Origin of the sequence: Bacillus sp. AFS098217, from assembly GCF_002551815.1 — a bacterium.
Taxonomy (GTDB): domain Bacteria; phylum Bacillota; class Bacilli; order Bacillales; family Bacillaceae_G; genus Bacillus_A.
The window spans coordinates 343,647-364,803 of sequence record NZ_NVPR01000032.1; the positions used below are offsets into that span (position 1 = coordinate 343,647).

Below are 21,157 nucleotides of genomic sequence, written 5' to 3' on the forward strand. Positions count from 1 at the left end.
TATATCCCTCACATTCAATATGGATGTTTTTACTTCTATTGTTCCATATTGATAAGGTAGTTATACACAGATACAAGGCTAGAAAACTACTGGTCCCAAATGAACATAAGAATACGGTTCATAATAATAACAACTGCTAATACACTTGCAAGAGTGTAGTGCCTTAAATGATATAACGCCATAACACCTAATCCAAAAACGAGAATTTCTAACAATACATGTAAGGTTCCTTGTACCTCCCATTCTGCATTAGGCGCTCCGAATAACCCCCATATAACAGCAACAATAACTGGAAGTGTGATGGCAAGTGTAATTTTCATAGCCGGTATTTTCCCTACACGAAATCCCCAGTATCCAATAATCCCAAGAATACATAACTCTAATACGAAACGCAGGGCTATATTCAATTCTTGAAACATAATAAATTGGCCTCCTATTTCAGATTCCCCTTCCCTTCAGTTCCCTTTTTATATTTTCATTATTTTCAGTACAATTATATTACAAATTAACAAAATATACCTTTTATAAGACTTATAAAAAAAGAGAGGATCTCATAATCCTCTCTTCCACCACTATTATTTACTTTCTAAAATTAAGGTCACCGGACCATCGTTGATTAAAGAAACATCCATCATTGCTCCGAATTGTCCCGTTTCTACGTGCAGTCCTTGTCTACGAAGTTCTTCATTGAAGAAATCATACAAACGCTCTGCGTAGTCTGGTTTCGCAGCATCCATAAAGTTCGGGCGTCTCCCTTTACGGCAATCTCCGTATAATGTAAATTGCGAAATAGAAAGAACTTGTCCCTTCATATCCAGTACAGAATGGTTCATCTTTCCATTCTCATCTTCAAAAATACGTAAATTTGCAACTTTTTCAGCAATGTACGTTGCATCTTTTTCTGTATCTTCATGCGTAATGCCAACTAGCAATGTTAAACCGAACGGAATTTGTCCTACAATCTCGCCATCTATTGTAACAGACGCTTCCTTTGATCGTTGCAAGACAACTCTCATATCTTATACACTCCCTATTAATGCATCATGCGGCGTACGGCATAAATTTCTGGAACTCGCTTAATGCGTTCTACCACTTTCTTCAAATGGTGTAAATTGCGAATGGAGATAGACATATTAATCGTCGCCATTTTATTGCGGTCACTTCTACCTGAAACAGCTGAAATATACGTTTTCGTTTCTGTAACAGCTTGCAAAACTTCATTCAATAAACCACGGCGATCGTATCCAGAGATTTCAATATCAACATTGTATTCAATCTCTTTTTCTGTGCTACCTTCCCACTCTACTTCTAATAAACGCTCCTTAGCTTCTTCTGTATGCACATTGACGCAGTCACGACGGTGAATAGATACACCGCGTCCTTTCGTAATGTATCCAATAATATCATCACCTGGAACTGGGTTACAGCATTTTGATAAGCGAATTAACAAATTATCAGCACCGCTCACTTTTACACCAGAGTCCCATTTCCGGATTTTCATTGGTTTACGAACTTCTTTCACTTCTACAATATCTTGTTCTTCTTCACGCTGCTTGCGGAACTTGTCCGTTAGACGCGTTACAATTTGTGCAGCCGTAATACCGTTATATCCAACTGCGGCAAACATATCTTCTTCGTTTGCAAAATTGTATTTCTCAGCCACTCGTTTTAAATTATCAGTTGCTAATACTTCTTTCATCTCATATTCTAAACTTCGCACTTCTTTCTCAACAAGTTCACGGCCTTTTTCAATATTCTCATCTCGGCGTTGCTTTTTGAAAAATTGACGAATTTTATTCTTTGCATGAGAGGTTTGAGCAAGTTTTACCCAATCCTGACTTGGTCCGTATGAATGTTTAGATGTTAAAATCTCAATGATATCACCTGTTTTTAATTTGTAATCAAGCGTCACCATTTTGCCATTCACTTTTGCACCAATCGTTTTGTTTCCAATTTCCGAATGGACGCGGTATGCAAAATCAATCGGTACAGAACCAAGTGGTAATTCCATGACATCTCCTTTTGGCGTAAAGACAAATACCATATCAGAGAATAAATCAATTTTTAATGACTCCATAAATTCTTCTGCATTAGAAGCTTCATTTTGCCATTCTAATATTTGACGGAACCATGTTAATTTCTTCTCTAATGTACCTGTTGTTTCTGCTGCTTTTCCTTCTTTATAAGCCCAGTGCGCTGCAATCCCGAATTCTGCGATTTCGTGCATTTCTTTCGTACGAATTTGCACTTCAAGCGGATCGCCCTTTGGCCCAATTACTGTTGTATGAAGCGATTGATATAGATTTGCTTTTGGCATCGCAATATAATCTTTAAAACGACCTGGCATTGGTTTCCAGCACGTATGAATAATTCCTAACACCGCATAACAATCTTTAATGCTATTCACAACAACACGCACAGCTAACAAATCATAAATTTCATTAAATTGTTTATTTTGAAGCGCCATTTTACGATAAATACTATAAATATGTTTCGGTCTTCCTGAAATATCAGGTTGAATGGACACTTCTTTTAATTTCTCACGAATGCCCGTCATTACTTCGTCTAAATATTCTTCACGCTCCGCACGTTTTCGCTTCATTAAATTAACAATACGATAATATTGCTGCGGATTTAAATAACGAAGTGATGTATCCTCTAGCTCCCATTTAATAGTATTAATTCCGAGTCTATGAGCTAAAGGCGCAAAAATCTCTAACGTTTCATTTGCAATACGGCGCTGCTTTTCTTGAGGCAAATGCTTAAGCGTACGCATGTTATGAAGACGATCGGCTAGTTTAATTAAAATAACCCGAATATCCTGAGCCATTGCAATAAACATTTTGCGATGGTTTTCTGCTTGCTGCTGTTCATGAGACTTGTATTTAATTTTCCCAAGCTTTGTAACCCCATCAACAAGCATAGCAATTTCTTTATTAAATTCCCGTTCAATATCTTCTAGTGTAACTTCGGTATCTTCTACTACATCATGCAAAAAACCTGCTGACACTGTAGATGGATCCATGTGTAAATCAACTAAAATACCTGCAACTTGAATCGGATGAATAATATATGGTTCGCCCGATTTTCTATACTGTTCACTATGTGCATCACGTGCATATTCATAGGCACGTGCCACCAACTCAATATCATCATCCGCTAAATATTGTCCCGCTTTCTCGAGTACCTGTTCAGCTGTTAGTACTTGCTCATTTGCCATCGAATCACCTTTTATTAAAAATTAATACTGTTTCCTTATTAATTAGAATAATTTTTATTCTATCATTATAACCTAATGATTGTGAATTGTGAAAAGGAAAAGATTTTACAGATATTTCACCATGATTTTTCATACAATTATACAAAAGTACCCGCTCCTCTCTAAGAGATTCACGGGTACTTTTTCTATCACCGTAGTTTTACCTATATAATAATTAATATTGTTCTAGTACTAATACATCGTAACCGTCTAACACTTTACGACCATCTAAGTAAGTAAGTTCCACTAAGAATGCAATCCCTGCTACAACTCCGCCAAGTTCTTCAACTAGCTTAATTGTCGCTTCAATTGTTCCACCTGTAGCTAATAAATCATCTGTAATTAATACACGTTGACCTGGTTTAATTGCATCTTTATGGATTGTTAAAACGTCTTTTCCATACTCTTTACCATAGTCTACCTTAATTACTTCACGTGGTAATTTACCTAATTTACGAACTGGTGCAAATCCTACTTCTAACGCATAAGAAACTGGGCAACCAATAATAAAACCACGTGCTTCTGGTCCTACTACAAGGTCGATGTTTCTTTCTTTTGCATAAGCAACGATTTCATCTGTTGCTGCTTTGTATGCTTTCCCATCATTCATTAAAGGTGTGATATCTTTAAACACAATACCTTCTTTTGGATAATCTGGTACAATTGCGATATGTTGCTTGAAATCCATATTTCTGAATCCTCCTCAGATATAAAAGGTCTGTAAATACAAATCCTTTACCTTAACTGCTCTACTTCTTTATGATTACGAATCGTTTCAAACCATGTATATAGTTGTTGATATGTGCTATAAACCAATTCTTTCTCTAGTTGCAAGTGGTTCATTTTCTCACGATATGTGTTCGATTCAATTAAATCACGCTTTTGCATTTTCTCTGCCATAAAAATGACACCGTCTTTTATTGTAACAAATTCTAGCTCAAAAAACACCTGTGTCATAAAATTTACTGTATCTTTTGACCAACCTTTATGACGACATAGTTGTTCTCCATATTGTCTTAAAGAAAACGGTGCTTTTTGATGTAAAAAGGAATAATACCATTTAAAGTGGTCTCTTGTTGGGACCGTACTAAATAAATGATTATTTTCTTGGTAAAACAGCGTGTAAATTCGCGCCGGGAATCCCGCCTTAAATAACTCGCGTAATTCCTCTGTTCCCGTTGGTAAATCCAATAAAACAATATACTGATCATCTAGATTTGTTACTTCTGATGCGTGCACCAATTGTTCTTTATACACTTCTAAAGAAAATTTATTCAATACCTCTTCAGAAAAATATACCATTGTTACTTTATCTTTTGGAAGCTCTGCTAGGTTTGCTTCCACATTACGCATGCTGCGCCAATCAAATAATTGCCATGCCTCTACTGCAATATCTTGAATCATCAATTGCGGTTTTTTGAAATTATTCCATTCATTAATCGATGCTTCACCTACAACAGAAACGGTAGCAAGTGGAGAAATCTCTTTCGCATAGGCACCGAAACCAAATCCAATCGTATCTAGCGTTGCCTGTCCGTCACGAAGTGCCATTTTCAAATGAGAGCTATCGGATCCGATCGCACGAATACTTTCTAACTCTGCATCTCTCACTGCGATACGCGGCTTAGGATTTCCAACACCAAACGGCGCTAGCTTTTGCATTTCTTCAATTGCCGCAAGCGTTACATCTTCGACCTTACAAATCGCATCAACCGTTGTAATCGGAACAAAGTCTTCTGCCGTTAAAATAGCCTCTGCCTGTTCATTTAAACGGCGGCGTAGTTCATCCACATCATTCATATGAAGCGTCATCCCTGCCGCCATCGGATGCCCTCCAAAATGAGGTAACAATTCTCTACAATCCGATAAATTTGCAAACAAATCAAATCCCGCAATACTACGAGCAGATCCTTTTGCTGTTTGCTTCTCAGGATCAATGCATAATACGATTGTTGGACGGTAAAAACGCTCTACTAATTTAGAGGCCACAATACCAATTACGCCTGGATTCCATCCTTCTTTCGCAAGGACTAACACTTTATTTTCCTCTGGTGGGAAATTATTTTCTACTTCAGCAATAGCCTCTTCTGTAATTTGCTTTACAATATCTTTTCGAAGTTTATTAAGTTCATCAATTTCTTCAGCAAGCTCTTTCGCTTCTTCAGGATCCTCCGATAATAAAAGATGAACTGCCGGCGCTGCATCTTCTAAGCGTCCAATCGCATTAATACGGGGTGCTATAGAGAAACCAATGCTTTCTTCTGTAATTTCACTTTGTGAAACGTTGGCTACTTTAAATAACGCCTTTAAGCCAATATTTTTTGTCATTCGCATTTGTTTCAGTCCACGTTGCACAAGCAATCTATTCTCACCATGAAGTGATACTAAATCAGCTACCGTACCAATCACTGCAATTTCTAATAAATGCTCCGGTACACGTCCAAGTAGTGCATGCGCTACTTTAAACGCAACACCAACACCCGCTAAATAATGAAACGGATAAACACCGCCTTCTAACTTCGGATGAATAATCGCAAGCGCTTCTGGAAGTTCTGGTGGTGGCTCATGGTGATCTGTAATAATAAGATCCATTCCAAGTTCCTTTGCCACCTGTGCTTCATGCACCGCTGCAATACCTGTATCGACCGTAATAATTAACGAGAAGCCTGCGCGGTGCGCCCAGCGAAAGGCCTCTTCATTCGGTCCATATCCTTCCGTAAAGCGGTTTGGAATATAAAACTCTACATCTGCACCTAATTCTTGAAGAGCAAGGAATAACACAGTCGTACTACTTACTCCGTCCGCATCATAATCGCCAAATATTAAAATCTGCTCTCCATTTTGAATGGCTTTCCTTACACGTTCTACTGTACAGTCCATCCCTTTAAGTAAAAATGGATCGTGAAATTCTTGCCCTTCTGTATTTAAAAAATCCACAATCTTATCTTCTGTATCTAAACCTCTACCGAGGAATAACGAAATAACAAGTGGTGATAATTGCAATTTACTTGCTAATTCACTCACCATTTCCTCATTATACGACTTTTCTTTCCAACGCGTCTTCGGTTGTAACACGAAATCACCCCTTAACCTGTCCATTATACAAGACAGATTAAGGGGTGACAATATAATACACGCTCTGTTAGCTACGATTGAATATCTCCATAATTAGATGAATATTTACTTTTTTACAGGAACCGCTCCATATCAATCAGGAGAATACGGATTAATATGTACAAAAACATTTTGGACATTATCTTGCTTCATTAACACTTCTTTAACATGTTTTCCAATGCGATGTCCTTCTTCCACTGTAATATATGGGTCAACAGACACTTTAATATCGACAATAACATAATGACCATGCTCACGCGCATATAGGGACCCAATTTTTTTAACACCCTCTACTTGAAGGACTGCTTCTCTTAGCGGAATGACATCTTCTTCGTGAAGAACGTGATCAAGCGTTGTATGGATTGCTTCGCCTCCAATACTCCACGCCATTTTCACAACAAGTAATGAAACAAATAATCCTGCAACTGGATCGGCGTACACAAGCCAATCTAAACCAAGTTTATTTCCAATAATAGCTGCACAAATCCCGATTAAAGCTGCAATTGAAGAAAACACATCTGAACGGTGCTCATATGCATTTGCAATAATTGCATCACTGTTGATCCGTTTGCCTAATTGATACTTATACCGAAACATTCCCTCTTTCACAACGATAGAAAGAATAACCGCAAAAATTGTAATTCCCTTTGGCGGTTCAAGCTCTTGCGTAAAAGCCTTTACGGAAGAAATTACAATTTCAATTCCAACAATAAATAGTAATACTGCAACAATAATCGCTGAAATCGATTCCGCTTTTCCATGACCATAAGGATGATCTTCATCGGGGGGCTGCTTCGCCGCTCGTAATCCAAAAAGCACAGCTAACGAACCAATCACATCTGATCCTGAATGAACTGCGTCTGCTAAAAGAGCCTTACTATTTCCAATATAGCCGATTACCGCTTTTACAATCGCTAATACAATATTTCCAACGATTCCAACAATAGCGCCAAACTCCGCCTGTTTAAAACGTTCATCTTTTTCCATAACCGAAATCCCTTCTTTTCTCAAAATACCTTTATATTGTAACAAAAAATAATGGAAGAAGTATCACTTCCTTCCAGTTTCTCCATGATCCGTTTTTTAGCAAAAGAATTTATTTTACTCCCGATTGGTTCTACTACCCTTTAGCAAAAAGCGTGAAAGGAAGTATCACTTTATTGTATCCGCAAACGAAAAAAGAGATGCCTCTAAAGAGGCATCATCTTTTTTATATGTGCTGTTCTAAATTTTATACTTGTGGTTCAGATACTCCTTCATTTCCTTTTTTCGTACCCTTACCTTTTTTCAAACGGCGATTTTCAAGCATTAGCCAAATTTGAGAAGCAACGAAAACAGAAGAATACGTACCTACAACTAGTCCAATCATTAATGCAAGTGAGAAGTTTCGTAGTGATTCACTACCAAAAATCAGCAACGCAATAACCGGGAGCAATACCGTTAGAACGGTATTAATGGAACGACCAATTGTTTGACGAATACTTGAGTTTACGATTTCTTCTAAATCTTTTAAGTCGCGAATTCGTTTTTTCTGTTTATATAGCTCACGGTTTCGGTCAAATGTAACAATCGAGTCATTGATGGAATAACCGATGATTGTTAATACCGCAGCGATAAATGTTATATCTACTTCCAATTGGAAGATACTGAATATAACAATCATAACGAACGCATCATGCAGCAATGCTAATACGGCAGATAGTGCGTATGTGAAACGGAAACGAATACTTACATATAAAACGATAACCGCTGAGGCAATCATAACTGCAATAAATGCGTTTTGCGCGATTTCTTTCCCGATTGTTGGAGAAACCGTACTTATATTCGGCTCTGTACCATATTTATCGTGGAAGAATGTTTTCACTTTTGCAATTTCATCTTTCGATAAAACACCAATTGTACGAACGGCAAATCCTTTATTGTCATTTCCTGTTGATACAATATCTTCTTTTTTCACATCAATCTTCAGTTCATGCAAGTCTTTTTGTACTTGATCTACACTAATCGCTTGGTTTGATTGCAAGTCCATACGTGTACCGCTTGCAAAGTCAATACCAAGGTTCATTTTGAAAATTGGTAGTATAATTGCTCCAGCAATCACAACTACAACTGAGAATAAGAAGAATTTGTGACCAATATTTACAAAGTTAATACGATCAAATTTCGTTGGTGCATGTTCTACCCCTTTTGACAACGGAATAATTTCTTTCTGTTTTACACCAAAATAAGAGATTTTCTTATCGAAGTAACGGCTTTTCACAAGTAATCCAAGTAAGAAACGAGTACCGAATACGTTCGTAATGAAACCAACTAAAATACTTACAATTAAACTTGTTGCGAACCCTTGTACAGAGCTTGTACCATATACAAATAATACACCAGCTGCAGCAAGTGTCGTAATGTTCGCATCTAAAATCGTTGCTAATGAGCGATGATTACCAGCACGATACGCTGACATGAGAGACTTGCCAATTCGTAATTCTTCCTTCAGCCTTTCATACGTGATGATATTCGCATCAACCGCGATACCAACCCCGAGCACCAATGCCGCGATACCTGGCAAGGTAAGAACCGCATGCATCCAGTTAAAGACGAGCAATGTAACGAAAATGTATAAGCCTAACATAATGACCGCTACAAGCCCTGGTAAACGATAGAATACAAGCATGAATAAGAAGATAAGAGCAATCCCGATCGCACTAGCAAAAATCGTTTCTTGCAATGCTTGTTGACCAAATTTTGCTCCAACAGATGTTGAATACATTTCTTTTAAATCAACAGGAAGCGCACCCGCATTTAATAAAGATGAAAGTTGTTTTGCACTTTCAACTGTAAAGTTTCCACCTACGATTGAAACTTCAGCTTGATTAAACACTTGGTTTACTGTTGCTGCTGATAAGAATTTTGGATTTGGTTTTGCAGCTTCTGCTTTATACGAATCTTTACCTTCTTCAAAATCAAGCCAAATCACCATTAAGTTTGTTGGTGGAGGCATTTTAGAGATTTTTTCAGTTACTTCGCGGAATTTATCAGCACTTTTCAATGTAAGGCTAACACTTGGTCGACCTTGTTCATCAAACGTTTGCTTCGCTCCGCCGCCCTTTAAATCTGTTCCGTCCATGAGAAGGTTATCATTCACATCACGGAATGTTAATTTTGCTTGTGTAGATAAAATTTCACGTGCTTTTTGCTGATCTTGCACACCAGCAAGCTGAACACGAATTCGATCTGTCCCTTCGATTTGAATGTTCGGTTCACTTACACCAAGAACATTGACACGATTATTAAGGGCACCTACTGTACTTACAAGTGCATCATGATCGATTTTATCTCCTTTTTTCGCAGGTTTTACTTCATACAAGATTTCAAAGCCACCGCGAAGGTCTAGTCCAAGACTAATTCCTTTTGTTATGTTTTTTCCTGTCGCGCCAATAATTCCACCGATTAATAAAACGATGAGGAAAAAGGCGACGATTCTCGTACCGCGCTTTGCCATATGTACCTTCTTTCTGCTACTAAAACCATAAATAAATCCTACAATTCATTTACGCTAGACAATTCCCTGTGGCTATTACAGCTTTATCATTCACAAGTATTCCTCTACACATATGAGTTTGTCTAATTAGTAGACGTCCTTTCTGTAAATTTTCCAGTGTTTTTTTACTAGTTCACCACTAGCCATCTAGGTTGTGGTTCTACAGATGTACACCCTAGATGTTCCTACATATCATTATAAGTTTTGCTCCCTACCTCCTTTACGTAAAATCTCTGACATAATAAACTCCTCTTTATCAATACCTATCATTATACTGCAAAAGGAAGAACAAACCAATTACAGTCGATTATTTATTTTCATATTCTTCGAATGACCAAAGTGGCTCTTGATATGCTTCAACCGTTAAATAGGTCATATACTCATTTGCAGTTAATGTTAGTACGTCATTCACTAGTTCATGTAATCTAACATTACTGTCTATCTTTTTCCACTTTTTATTTTTTAAACATTTCCAAATATCGTCAATCGTTACTCGGTCATAACCAAGCATTTGGAATTCCTCCACTTTACTTTGCAAAACGACTTGTAACTGTCCGCGGTAAGCTTCTACCAACTCTTCTTTTTCCACCATACATCACATCTCCTTTATATTTCAGCACGAAAAGTCGCTTTTTATCCCGCTCTAATGGACAGCAATCACTTACCTTTAAGAGTTCCATTTCTCTCGTTTCTTCTTAGCAGAAGTTTCACTTTCATAACCGTCCTCTTAAATGCTTGTCATTCTTGTCTCATACGTGCATATAAATTATTGTAAATCATTCCATTGATTTTGAGAAGGTAGGAGAAGACCATGACAAGACAAAGCTTTTTACGAGGTGCATTTATTTTAATGCTAGCTGGTTTTATTACAAAAATTCTTGGGTTTATCAACCGTATTGTAATGGCACGCATTGTAGGAGAAGAAGGCGTCGGTCTTTATATGATGGCTGTCCCTACTTTCATTTTAGCAATTACCTTAACGCAAATCGGGCTTCCTGTCGCCATTGCAAAATTCGTCGCAGAGGCGGAAGCGGTGAATGATAAACAAAAAGTAAAAAGAATATTAACAGTATCATTAGCTGTTACATCCGTTATTAGTATTATCTTAACAATCGCTATCATGCTTCTAGCTCCTATTTTGGCTGAAACATTACTTACAGATGAAAGAACATACTATCCACTCATAGCTATTTTACCTGTCGTTCCTGTTATTGCTATTTCATCTGTTTTACGCGGTTATTTCCAAGGAAAACAAAATATGAAACCAAGTGCCTATGCTCAAGTGCTGGAACAAGTGGTTCGCATTACTATTATCGCTGTATGCATTCGGCTATTTTTACCTTACGGCGTTGAATATGCAGCGGCAGGTGCAATGCTCTCATCTGTTCTTGGTGAAGTAGCTTCTTTATTATTCCTGCTCACATTATTCCAGCGTGAAAAGCATCTTTCTATACGAACAGATTTTCTAAGCACTGTCAAAGAAAGCAAACACACTTTTCATTCACTTATGGAAATTGCGCTTCCAACTACAGGAAGTCGTTTAATCGGTTCCGTTTCTTATTTTTTCGAGCCCATTGTTGTGATGCAAAGTTTAGCAATTGCTGGTGTTGCCGCTTCAGTCGCTACGAAGCAGTACGGTATATTAAATGGCTATGCATTTCCGCTTTTGTCGCTGCCAGCTTTTATTACATATGCTCTTTCTACAGCACTTGTACCATCCATTAGTGAAGCGATGGTAAAAAAGCAACATCGATTAGTTGAACACCGCCTGCAACAGGCACTTCGTATTTCTTTAATTACAGGAGGCTGGTCGGTCGTCATTCTTTATGTATTCGCCTCCCCTGTCTTAACTCTCATGTATGGATCTGACAGCGCAACTTCATTCATTCAATTACTTGCACCTTGCTTTTTATTTCACTACTTCCAAAGCCCTCTTACATCTGTTTTGCAAGCTTTAAACTTAGCACGCGCTGCAATGATGAACACATTTATCGGAGCTATTGTCAAACTACTCGTTATTTTTGTACTCGCTTCACGTCCAGAGTTTCAAATGATGGGCGTTGCACTCGCTATCGCCGCTAACATTGTAACTGTGACATTTCTTCACTACGCTACAGTCTTAAAGAAAATTACATTCACAATTTACATGAGAGATTATATTTTCGGGGGAATTGCGATTGTTGTCGCAGGAGCTTTTGGTTTCTGTCTTCACAAGTATATTGTTTTTTCACACTCACTCGGTATACAAACATTATGGGAAATTACATTAACTACTACTATCTACATTCTACTTCTGTTTATTTTTAAACTGATTCGTAAAGAAGAATTACGACGCATTCCGATTATTCGTAAACTGTTCGCTTGAAAACAAACAGGCTTGCCGTTTCTAAAAATGGCAAGCCTTTATTCCTCTTTAACATCAACAAAAAACTGTCCATTTTGAAAACTACAATACAAAATCCTCTTCACATCATTATGCCCTAAGTTTTTTAGCTTCTCTACAAGCCAATCATCCGAATGCTCAATCATTTGTAAATGTTTTTGTTGAATTTCTCCGTCAATAATTAATGGAAGTGAAAAAAGCGGTGTATCATTTTTACTCTTCTTACTTTTTTGTTTTTGAAAGACAGATAGCTTCCCAGTTGGCTCTAAAATCGCATACTCTACATCACGTACATCTCCAATTCCCTGCTCACGTAATTGCACCATCAAATCGTCTATATTGTAACGCTGCTTTCGCATCTGTTTCTCATCAATTTTTCCTGCATTCACAATGATAGCGGGTTCCCCCTCTATCAAATGACGAATACGCTGATTTTTCAAAGAAACAATCGATAAAGTGATTTGTACACCCATAAGCAGTACCATGGGAACAAGCTGATGCCAAAGGGACTTATCTGTATTTTCAATTGCCACAACAGCCATCTCACCAAGCATAATAAAAACTACTAAATCTAATACACTTAGTTCGCCAATTTCTCGCTTTCCCATCATGCGAAAAATAATTAAAATCACAACATATAGAAGCATTGTCCGACCAACTATTGATAGCCATTCCATTTCCTCATCTCCTTTTTTACACCTTTTCTATTTATAGACTTCCCTGTAAAAAAGAAACTAGTCTAACTTATCCAAATTGAAAATATGCTTGTATTAAAAAGGAGGTATGCATAATGGATGGAACGAAAAGATTATCTACAGCAATCGGGTTTGGTGTTATCACTGTATTGGTTCTTGCCTCTATTACAAGTATGACAATTGCTCTTTTGTTAAAGTTCACCAATATCAATGAAGGGACATTGGCCGTTACTATTTTTGTATTTGCTCTTCTTTCCATGCTCATCTCTGGTTTTGTCGCTGGTAAAAAAGCGCAAGGTAAAGGATGGTTAGTTGGTTTTACAACTGGGCTTACCTTTACCATTCTTGTATTTCTTGTTAACTATTTAGGTTTCTCACATTCTTTATCCAACTCACAGCTACTCTATCAACTTGCATTAATGGGATCAAGTACACTTGGAGGAATCTTTGGCGTTAATATGACCAAACGGACAAATTGAAAAAAGCCCTGCATTTTGCAGGGCTTTCACTAATTACTTCTTCACAACTTCACGAATCGCATTGCGATCGAATGTTAAATGTGAACCACCAGATTTAATAACAATCGTAGTATCCTCTACTGATTCAATTGTACCGTGTAAACCACCAATTGTTACGATAGCATCGCCTTTTGTTAATTCACTTTGCATTTGGGCTACCGCCTTTTGACGCTTTTGTTGCGGGCGAATTAATAAGAAGTAGAAGATCGCAAACATTGCAACGATCATGATAATATTCATCATACCTGGATTCATCTTTTATTCCTCCTTTAATAATTATGTATTAGAAGTTTTTAGCATTTGGTTTATTAAAGCCATATTGCTCAAAGAACTCTTCTCGGAAATCGCCAAGACGATCTTCACGAATGGCTTGTCTCACCTGCTCCATTAAGTTTAACAGAAAATGAAGGTTGTGATAAGACGTTAAGCGAATTCCGAATGTTTCATCACATTTCATTAAGTGACGAATGTACGCACGAGAGTAATTTTTACATGTGTAACAATCACAGTTTGGATCAAGCGGACCAAAATCTCTTGCAAACTTCGCATTTTTCACAACGAGACGCCCCTCACTTGTCATACATGTACCATTTCGCGCAATACGAGTTGGAAGTACACAGTCAAACATATCGATACCACGAATCGCTCCATCAATTAACGAGTCAGGAGAACCTACTCCCATTAAATAACGCGGTTTATTGTCTGGAAGGAGTGGCGTTGTAAATTCAAGTACGCGATTCATAATATCCTTTGGTTCCCCAACTGATAATCCACCTACTGCATAGCCAGGGAAGTCCATTGAAACAAGATCTTTCGCACTTTGACGACGAAGCTCTTCAAACTCTCCGCCCTGTACAATACCAAACAACCCTTGATCCTCTGGGCGCGCATGCGCTTTTAAACAACGCTCTGCCCAGCGGCTTGTACGTTCTACAGACTTTTTCATATATTCAAAAGTAGCTGGGAAAGGTGGGCACTCATCAAATGCCATCATAATATCTGAACCTAATGCATTTTGAATTTCCATTGCCTTCTCTGGTGATAAGAATAACTTGTCTCCATTTAAGTGATTACGGAAGTGAACGCCCTCTTCTTCAATACGGCGGAAATCACTTAAACTAAATACTTGGAAACCACCAGAATCCGTTAAAATCGCACGATCCCAGTTCATAAATTTATGTAAACCACCTGCTTCACGTACAATTTCATGACCTGGACGTAGCCATAAATGATACGTATTGCTTAAAATAATACCTGAATCCATCGCTTTTAGTTCTTCTGGTGACATCGTTTTAACTGTTGCAAGTGTACCAACTGGCATAAATGTTGGTGTATCAAACGAACCATGTGGTGTATGGACGCGGCCTAAACGGGCACCTGTTTGTTTACATGTTTTAATAAATTCATAACGAATTGCTGTCATAGATTTACTCCTTTTATTTGTTGTTTCTCATTTTAGCATGCGATGCAACGAACATCGCATCACCAAAACTAAAGAAACGGTATTTTTCTTTTACTGCTTCATTATAAGCATGAAGCACATTCTCTCTATTTGCAAATGCACTCACAAGCATAATTAATGTTGATTTTGGCAAGTGGAAGTTTGTGATTAAACCGTCAATTGCTTTAAATTCATAACCTGGGTACATAAAGATATCTGTCCATCCAGATGCTGCACAAAGTTTACCATCATGGTCTGTAGCAATTGTTTCAAGCGTACGAGTTGACGTTGTCCCAACTGTAATAATGCGACCACCGTTCTCTTTCACACGATTTAACAAGTCTGCTGTTTCTTCTGACATGTGATAATACTCTGCATGCATATGATGTTCTTCGATTGTATCAGCTGAAACAGGTCTGAATGTTCCAAGGCCAACATGAAGTGTAATAAACGCTAATTGAACACCTTTTTGCTTCAATTTCTCTAATAACTCTTCAGTAAAATGCAGTCCGGCTGTCGGTGCTGCCGCAGAACCGATTTCCTTTGCATATACCGTTTGATAACGGTCACGATCTTCCAATGTTTCTTTAATATATGGAGGAAGTGGCATTTCTCCAAGCTCATCTAAAATTTCATAAAAGATACCGTCATATGAAAACTCAAGTTGACGACCACCTTGATCAGCTGTTCCAGTGCAAGTTGCTTTTAGCCTTCCTTCACCAAAAGAAATGACAGTTCCTTCTTTTACACGCTTCGCTGGTTTCACAAGCGTTTCCCACTTATCGCCATCCTCTTGCTTTAAAAGAAGTACTTCAATGTGTGCACCTGTATCTTCTTTCACACCATGCAAACGAGCAGGCATAACTTTCGTTTCATTTAAAACTAAACAATCACCCTCATGTAAATAAGAAAGAATGTCAGCAAAATGCTTATGCTCGATATCACCTGTTTCACGATCTAACACCATTAATCTTGATGTTTCACGCTTCTCAAGCGGCGTTTGGGCAATAAGTTCTTCAGGTAAATGAAAATCAAACAGATTAATATCCATAACTATATCCACCTATTTCTATTTAAATCGATTTATTATATACATAACAAAAGATAATACAATACTTAACACAATACATGTAATGATCGGAAAATAAAAGGTAACGTTTCCTTTTTTCACAAAAATATCGCCTGGAAGCCTTCCTATAAACTTCCAAGCTAATCCAACAACTATAAGAAGAATACCAGCCGTAATAAGCAGCTTTGGCATATCCATCAAACCCCAGGCATCTCCATTCCAAAATGTTCATAAGCGAGCGGCGTTACGATTCGTCCTCTTGGCGTTCGTTGTAAGAATCCAATTTGAAGTAAATATGGTTCATACACATCTTCAATGGTAGTAGACTCTTCTCCAATTGTCGCTGAAACCGTTTCTAATCCAACTGGTCCACCGCGGAATTTTTCAATAATACCAAGTAGTAACTTATGATCGATATGATCTAAACCTAATTTATCCACTTGTAAGAGTTCTAATGCCATTTGTGTAATTTCCATCGCAATCGTTCCATCGCTGCGAACTTGCGCAAAGTCACGTACACGTCTTAATAAACGGTTTGCGATACGCGGCGTACCACGTGCACGCCTTGCAATTTCTAATGCTGCCAAGGAATCTATCTCAACTTCAAACACTTCTGCTGTCCGTTCAACGATTGCCGAAAGTTGGTCTACTGTATAATACTCTAATCGTGATAATACACCAAAACGGTCACGGAGCGGTGCTGATAACGCACCTGCACGTGTTGTTGCACCAACTAATGTGAATGGAGGTAAATCAAGACGTACAGAGCGTGCTGTCGGCCCTTTACCAATAACAATATCAAGACAGAAATCCTCCATTGCTGGGTATAATACTTCTTCAATTGATCTATGCAAGCGGTGAATTTCATCAATAAATAGTACATCACCAGGTTGCAGCGCCGTTAACACCGCTGCTAAATCCCCTGGACGCTCTATTGCTGGACCTGACGTCGTTCGAATATTAACGCCCATTTCGTTGGCAATAATATTGGCAAGCGTCGTTTTCCCTAGTCCTGGCGGTCCATATAATAGTACGTGGTCCAATGTCTCCTCACGCATTTTCGCTGCTTCAATAAACACTTCTAAATTATGTTTTGCCTTATCTTGGCCAATATACTGACGGAGCGTCTGTGGCCGTAACGAATATTCTAAGTCTGCATCTTCATATGCAGATTCTCCCGAAAGGAGACGTTCGTCCATTCTACTCACCTCTTACTATTTAGTAACAGACTAAGTGCCTTTTTAATATATTGATCCGTCGTAAGTGATTCTTTTAATAATTCTGGTACAACGCGAGACACTTCTCGTTCTGCATAACCAAGTGCACGAAGCGCCTCAAGCGCCTCATCAAGCTCAGCTGATGACCCTTTCTTCTCATCTAAACGTTCTACATCTGAGAATAAATCAACAAATGCATCTGGTACAACATCTGCTAATTTTCCTTTTAAGTCTAAAATCATTTGGCGCGCTGTTTTCTTTCCAACGCCCGGGAATTTCACTAAGAACTTTTCATCCTCATTTTCAATTGCTTGCACGACCTGTCCGGTTTGACCAGAAGCCAAAATGGCAAGTGCACCTTTTGGCCCGATTCCTGACACACCTAAAAGTTTTGTAAATAATAAACGCTCTTCACGTGTCTTAAATCCATAAAGCGCCATAATATCTTCTCTCACATAATGATATGTATATACACGAATTTCTTGCTTACTTCTTTGGAATACATACGGATTTGGCGTAAAAATTTGATAGCCAATTCCATTATGATCAAGAACGACATATTCTGGCCCTACATATTCCACATAGCCTGTAACATATTCAAACAAAATACGATCTCTCCCTCTCAAATCATGTATTCCATTTTAACATATTTAATGATAGAAAAGCGAGACTGCCCCAACAAATGTTCTCTACTTTGATTTTTCATTTTTTATAACGAAGTCTTTAACACAAAAGCATTTAACCCAATCGGGAAAGATATGTTAATTGATGAAATTGCAAAACAAATCTTAGCTAAGAATAAATAAGAAAACAGCAGCTCATCCTGAGCTGCTGTTTTTCTTACTTTGCACCGCATACTGCTTCATTTTCTCAATCGTCTTCACAAAACGCTCTTTTGACCTGATACGAATACCACGCTTTAGTTCCGCTCGCTCATAACTTTCTAGCTTTTTCATATCAATTTGAAAAAATGAATGAATCACATTATCTCTGTTTGGTACACCGTTAAAGATCTGTAATATCCCCTCATTGGAAACGCCGAAATAACCGCTTGTTTTTAGTAAAGGTGAAATGTCATCTATCTTTTTTTGCAATACAATTTGCACATCATCACGATCGACAAGCTGCCAATCTTTATATTGCTTCAAAAACTGCTCTAAATTCGCTACCTTTTCAGCAAAGATTTCTTCACTTGCTTCTCCGTCTAAATACATACGCTCTAGCAAAATTGTCACTTGAGGTTCTTTTTCCGTTACATCTGGTATAGTAGCTGCAGCCCTCACACTCGATTCATGAGACAAACAACATATAGCAATTAAAACTTGAACTGCAATCATCATGAATTTCATTTCCGTTCACCTCTTCTAGGCAAAATAGAACTTCCATTCTTAGTTTTTCCGGAAATAGAGGTTTTATCCGTAAGCGAAATCGGAATAAAGCGAAACCTCCATGTGATATATTACCATTTGCATTTTAATTCTTTTGAGAATATTCGCGAGATTATTAATAAAATATTCCGATATTAAAACCACAAAAAAATGAAGTTTAGATTCTCTTATCCAAACTTCACTTTACTTTTATATAATAAGAAAGACGCCTGAACATAGCAGGCGTCTTGATGCGTTTACGGCGAGAGACCAGGCGGCCACATCCGCGTGTTTAGCACTTAAGCATATCTCTCGTCTTACGTAAATTAGCTCATCGCTTTGCTAATATAACATTAATATAACCAGAAAGCAAGATAATCATAAAAAATATTTCACTCCCTGCTCATACCGTATTTTGCTTCTTCAACAAATCAACTTCCATTATAACTAGTAAATGGATGGATTCTTAACATACGAAACGACTTAATAGTAAAATATAAATTGATTAATGCAATATATATGTTACAATTATTATGAAAACTAACGAAAAATATGGTAACTGGAGATGAATATGTTGAAAAAAATAAAAGATGAACGTCTCATACTACAAAATTTAAAAAACATACGAATTGCATTTATCTTTCAATCGATTGGTATAATAGGGATTTTAGCTTATATTGGCTTTACTAATGGAATAGATCGAATTACAAAATCTCCATTATGGTTATTATTCATGCTAACAAGTATCCTTCTCTGCTATTTACAAATGGGAATTTCTATTGATGCAGAAGAAGATAAAAAAGGAATTAAATTGACCCCTTACTATAAGCTTGTTTTACGCTCTGCTATTGTAGGAATCATTTTTGCAATTATCTATGTTATTTTCAGTCCTGACAGGCCACTACGGGAAGCTATTCTTATGGGAAGTATTTTCTTTTTATGCTTTTTAGCTTCTTATTCTGCTGGCTACTTTATCAAGAAAAATCGTTTACAGAATCATGACGAATGATTACTACTTAGTCTAAAAATAAAATCACTAAAAACATGTTTATGTAAGAAGAGGAAGGTATACCCCTTCCTCTTTTTTTGTTAACGTACTGTTCCAGTAAGGCTAGCACGAATGTCTCGGAACATATTTGTTACATCACGATTTAAATCGTTTGTAACTGTTCCGCTGCGCAGACGCGTATTTATCGTATCTACACGTTCAAACATGTCATTTTTTACTGTTACATATACATTTCGGTTTTTCACATCATTCGCAACTGCTTGACGAATTTCATTTGCCATTGCCGTTTCATCTGTCACTGGATTGCGTGGTTTCACTGCAATAACTACATCATTTCCACGCACAACTGTAGAAACACGATCCACATTATTCATACCCTTAACACGATTTGTAATTCTTTCTGCAGTTTTACCATCATTGTTCATGTATGAATTATTCATTGTAACGTTACGAGTTGGATATGGATTTGCCATTTGACCGTGGTAATTTACATCACGGTAGTAGTTATATCCAACATCATTACGACGATCATATACATTATCTGTAACTCTATTTCCATTTCGATATGTTACATAATCTGTATATTGATTTGTACGTGTTACATTATTTCTGTATGGTTGTGTATCATAATAAGATGTACGTTCATAATTGTAGTTCGCATTACGCCCATCCATTGCACTTTTATTCTTAGGTGTACCACATGCAGCTAATGCACTGGTAACTAACAAAGAAGCGGCAATAATTTTAACTTTTTTATTCAATACAAAAACCTCCCTTGTTAGAATGAACTTTTCTTTCGAAAAGCTCCCTCTTATCATGAGTAACAAAGAAGGTTTTTACACTGTTAATATTTCACTAGTAATCCCCTGAAATTTTCCATAAAGTTCTCTTTATTCCTCTTCTTCCACAAGTGGATTTCCAAAAATATCTGGCGGATCTGGCTGATAATACATTGTACCTGGTTGAGGTGCATATGCAGCCTGTGTTGGTTGATAATATAAAGGGCGCGCGTACTGTGGTCCGCCTGGCTGTGGACTATATAAAGTTCTTTCCTCACCGCCGCACCCACAATCCTCCTCTTCTGGCATCATTGGTGGCATGTTGTTTTCCATTGGCATTATATTTGGCATCGAAGCATATTGCGATGCAATTGGTGCTCCTTGTGGATACGGCATGTTATAATACGGATTTTGTTGTTGATAGTACGGATACTGTTGCGGCATCATATTTGGCATTGGATTGTTTTCCATCATCGGCATTATGTTTGGCATTGGGTTGTTTTCCATCATCGGCATTACGTTTGGCATCTGGTTGTTTTCCATCATTGGCATCATATTTGGCATTGGATTATTTTCCATCATCGGCATCATATTTGGCATTGGGTTGTTTTCCATCATTGGCATCATATTTGGCATTGGGTTGTTTTCCATCATCGGCATCATATTTGGCATTGGGTTATTTTCCATCATTGGCATTACGTTTGGCATCTGGTTATTTTCCATCATTGGCATTATGTTTGGCATCTGGTTGTTTTCCATCATTGGCATTAC

20 protein-coding genes and 1 pseudogene are annotated in these 21,157 nt (G+C 37.6%); 3 read left to right on the top strand and 18 right to left on the bottom strand.

Annotation, left to right across the window (positions count from 1 at the left end):
- Positions 1-86 precede the first annotated feature (86 nt).
- The 8 genes from COO03_RS10050 to COO03_RS10085 form a co-directional block, all read right to left on the bottom strand.
- Positions 87-419, bottom strand: coding sequence for a YrdB family protein (locus COO03_RS10050; protein WP_097897031.1), 333 nt, complete (start codon positions 417-419; stop codon positions 87-89).
- 156 nt (positions 420-575) lie between these two features.
- Complete coding sequence (gene dtd, locus COO03_RS10055) at positions 576-1,016, bottom strand: D-aminoacyl-tRNA deacylase (RefSeq protein ID WP_097897032.1); 441 nt, start codon at positions 1,014-1,016, stop codon at positions 576-578.
- A 17-nt stretch (positions 1,017-1,033) separates the two neighbouring features.
- Positions 1,034-3,220 carry a GTP diphosphokinase gene (gene relA, locus COO03_RS10060; RefSeq protein ID WP_097897033.1) on the bottom strand — a complete coding sequence of 729 codons (2,187 nt, stop codon included), beginning with the start codon at positions 3,218-3,220 and terminating at the stop codon, positions 1,034-1,036.
- A gap of 214 nt (positions 3,221-3,434) precedes the next feature.
- On the bottom strand, positions 3,435-3,947 hold the full coding sequence (locus tag COO03_RS10065) for an adenine phosphoribosyltransferase (protein ID WP_097897034.1): 513 nt from the start codon (positions 3,945-3,947) through the stop codon (positions 3,435-3,437).
- Between the two features lie 47 nt (positions 3,948-3,994).
- Entirely contained in the window at positions 3,995-6,334 is a 2,340-nt protein-coding gene (gene recJ, locus COO03_RS10070) for a single-stranded-DNA-specific exonuclease RecJ (protein ID WP_097897035.1), read from the bottom strand.
- A gap of 132 nt (positions 6,335-6,466) precedes the next feature.
- Positions 6,467-7,360 carry a cation diffusion facilitator family transporter gene (locus COO03_RS10075; RefSeq protein ID WP_097897036.1) on the bottom strand — a complete coding sequence of 298 codons (894 nt, stop codon included), beginning with the start codon at positions 7,358-7,360 and terminating at the stop codon, positions 6,467-6,469.
- A gap of 244 nt (positions 7,361-7,604) precedes the next feature.
- Positions 7,605-9,869, bottom strand: coding sequence for a protein translocase subunit SecDF (gene secDF / locus COO03_RS10080; protein WP_097897037.1), 2,265 nt, complete (start codon positions 9,867-9,869; stop codon positions 7,605-7,607).
- Positions 9,870-10,215: 346 nt separating this feature from the next.
- Positions 10,216-10,500: a post-transcriptional regulator gene (locus COO03_RS10085; RefSeq protein WP_097897038.1), complete on the bottom strand. Its 285-nt coding sequence runs from the start codon at positions 10,498-10,500 to the stop codon at positions 10,216-10,218.
- A gap of 219 nt (positions 10,501-10,719) precedes the next feature.
- Here COO03_RS10085 and spoVB point away from each other — a divergent pair, with 219 nt between their 5' ends.
- Positions 10,720-12,273: a stage V sporulation protein B gene (spoVB, locus tag COO03_RS10090; RefSeq protein WP_097897039.1), complete on the top strand. Its 1,554-nt coding sequence runs from the start codon at positions 10,720-10,722 to the stop codon at positions 12,271-12,273.
- 38 nt (positions 12,274-12,311) lie between these two features.
- On the opposite strand, the gene COO03_RS10095 is transcribed toward spoVB, so the two are convergent.
- Positions 12,312-12,968, bottom strand: a complete 657-nt coding sequence (locus COO03_RS10095; RefSeq protein WP_097897040.1) for a DUF421 domain-containing protein — start codon at positions 12,966-12,968, stop codon at positions 12,312-12,314.
- 113 nt (positions 12,969-13,081) lie between these two features.
- On the opposite strand from COO03_RS10095, the gene COO03_RS10100 reads away from it, so the two are divergent.
- A complete protein-coding gene (locus COO03_RS10100; RefSeq protein ID WP_097897041.1) occupies positions 13,082-13,465 on the top strand; it encodes a TIGR04086 family membrane protein in 384 nt (127 codons plus the stop codon).
- 33 nt (positions 13,466-13,498) lie between these two features.
- Here the strand turns inward: COO03_RS10100 and yajC are convergent, their stop codons facing one another.
- The 7 genes from yajC to COO03_RS10135 form a co-directional block, all read right to left on the bottom strand.
- On the bottom strand, positions 13,499-13,759 hold the full coding sequence (gene yajC / locus COO03_RS10105) for a preprotein translocase subunit YajC (protein ID WP_097897042.1): 261 nt from the start codon (positions 13,757-13,759) through the stop codon (positions 13,499-13,501).
- 28 nt (positions 13,760-13,787) lie between these two features.
- Positions 13,788-14,927: a tRNA guanosine(34) transglycosylase Tgt gene (tgt, locus tag COO03_RS10110; RefSeq protein WP_097897043.1), complete on the bottom strand. Its 1,140-nt coding sequence runs from the start codon at positions 14,925-14,927 to the stop codon at positions 13,788-13,790.
- Positions 14,928-14,940: 13 nt separating this feature from the next.
- Entirely contained in the window at positions 14,941-15,996 is a 1,056-nt protein-coding gene (gene queA / locus COO03_RS10115; RefSeq protein WP_097897044.1) for a tRNA preQ1(34) S-adenosylmethionine ribosyltransferase-isomerase QueA, read from the bottom strand.
- An 18-nt stretch (positions 15,997-16,014) separates the two neighbouring features.
- On the bottom strand, positions 16,015-16,215 hold the full coding sequence (locus COO03_RS10120; RefSeq protein WP_097897045.1) for a DUF2905 domain-containing protein: 201 nt from the start codon (positions 16,213-16,215) through the stop codon (positions 16,015-16,017).
- Positions 16,212-17,213 carry a Holliday junction branch migration DNA helicase RuvB gene (gene ruvB / locus COO03_RS10125; protein ID WP_141523184.1) on the bottom strand — a complete coding sequence of 334 codons (1,002 nt, stop codon included), beginning with the start codon at positions 17,211-17,213 and terminating at the stop codon, positions 16,212-16,214. The genes COO03_RS10120 and ruvB overlap by 4 nt, the downstream gene beginning before the upstream one ends.
- A gap of 5 nt (positions 17,214-17,218) precedes the next feature.
- Complete coding sequence (gene ruvA / locus COO03_RS10130) at positions 17,219-17,836, bottom strand: Holliday junction DNA helicase RuvA (RefSeq protein ID WP_097897047.1); 618 nt, start codon at positions 17,834-17,836, stop codon at positions 17,219-17,221.
- Positions 17,837-18,049: 213 nt separating this feature from the next.
- Positions 18,050-18,580 carry a BofC C-terminal domain-containing protein gene (locus tag COO03_RS10135; RefSeq protein WP_097897048.1) on the bottom strand — a complete coding sequence of 177 codons (531 nt, stop codon included), beginning with the start codon at positions 18,578-18,580 and terminating at the stop codon, positions 18,050-18,052.
- A 583-nt stretch (positions 18,581-19,163) separates the two neighbouring features.
- On the opposite strand from COO03_RS10135, the gene COO03_RS10140 reads away from it, so the two are divergent.
- Positions 19,164-19,607, top strand: coding sequence for a branched-chain amino acid ABC transporter substrate-binding protein (locus tag COO03_RS10140; RefSeq protein WP_170958154.1), 444 nt, complete (start codon positions 19,164-19,166; stop codon positions 19,605-19,607).
- Between the two features lie 80 nt (positions 19,608-19,687).
- Here the strand turns inward: COO03_RS10140 and COO03_RS10145 are convergent, their stop codons facing one another.
- The gene (locus COO03_RS10145) at positions 19,688-20,368 is read right to left on the bottom strand and encodes a YhcN/YlaJ family sporulation lipoprotein (RefSeq protein WP_097897049.1); all 681 of its coding nucleotides are present in this window, start codon (positions 20,366-20,368) and stop codon (positions 19,688-19,690) included.
- Positions 20,369-20,497: 129 nt separating this feature from the next.
- Positions 20,498-21,157, bottom strand: a pseudogene (locus tag COO03_RS10150) (peptigoglycan-binding protein LysM); the annotation flags it as partial.

Excerpts from the sequence above, each read along its gene's own strand:
- COO03_RS10050 (WP_097897031.1), bottom strand. The coding sequence starts at position 419 with ATGTTTCAAGAATTGAATATAGCCCTGCGTTTCGTATTAGAGTTATGT.
- COO03_RS10100 (WP_097897041.1), top strand. The coding sequence starts at position 13,082 with ATGGATGGAACGAAAAGATTATCTACAGCAATCGGGTTTGGTGTTATC.
- tgt (WP_097897043.1), bottom strand. The coding sequence starts at position 14,927 with ATGACAGCAATTCGTTATGAATTTATTAAAACATGTAAACAAACAGGT.
- ruvB (WP_141523184.1), bottom strand. The coding sequence starts at position 17,213 with ATGGACGAACGTCTCCTTTCGGGAGAATCTGCATATGAAGATGCAGAC.
- COO03_RS10085 (WP_097897038.1), bottom strand. The coding sequence starts at position 10,500 with ATGGTGGAAAAAGAAGAGTTGGTAGAAGCTTACCGCGGACAGTTACAA.
- COO03_RS10065 (WP_097897034.1), bottom strand. The coding sequence starts at position 3,947 with ATGGATTTCAAGCAACATATCGCAATTGTACCAGATTATCCAAAAGAA.
- COO03_RS10095 (WP_097897040.1), bottom strand. The coding sequence starts at position 12,968 with ATGGAATGGCTATCAATAGTTGGTCGGACAATGCTTCTATATGTTGTG.
- secDF (WP_097897037.1), bottom strand. The coding sequence starts at position 9,869 with ATGGCAAAGCGCGGTACGAGAATCGTCGCCTTTTTCCTCATCGTTTTA.
- relA (WP_097897033.1), bottom strand. The coding sequence starts at position 3,220 with ATGGCAAATGAGCAAGTACTAACAGCTGAACAGGTACTCGAGAAAGCG.
- COO03_RS10135 (WP_097897048.1), bottom strand. The coding sequence starts at position 18,580 with ATGAAATTCATGATGATTGCAGTTCAAGTTTTAATTGCTATATGTTGT.
- queA (WP_097897044.1), bottom strand. The coding sequence starts at position 15,996 with ATGGATATTAATCTGTTTGATTTTCATTTACCTGAAGAACTTATTGCC.
- dtd (WP_097897032.1), bottom strand. The coding sequence starts at position 1,016 with ATGAGAGTTGTCTTGCAACGATCAAAGGAAGCGTCTGTTACAATAGAT.
- spoVB (WP_097897039.1), top strand. The coding sequence starts at position 10,720 with ATGACAAGACAAAGCTTTTTACGAGGTGCATTTATTTTAATGCTAGCT.
- COO03_RS10075 (WP_097897036.1), bottom strand. The coding sequence starts at position 7,360 with ATGGAAAAAGATGAACGTTTTAAACAGGCGGAGTTTGGCGCTATTGTT.
- yajC (WP_097897042.1), bottom strand. The coding sequence starts at position 13,759 with ATGAATCCAGGTATGATGAATATTATCATGATCGTTGCAATGTTTGCG.
- COO03_RS10140 (WP_170958154.1), top strand. The coding sequence starts at position 19,164 with ATGAATATGTTGAAAAAAATAAAAGATGAACGTCTCATACTACAAAAT.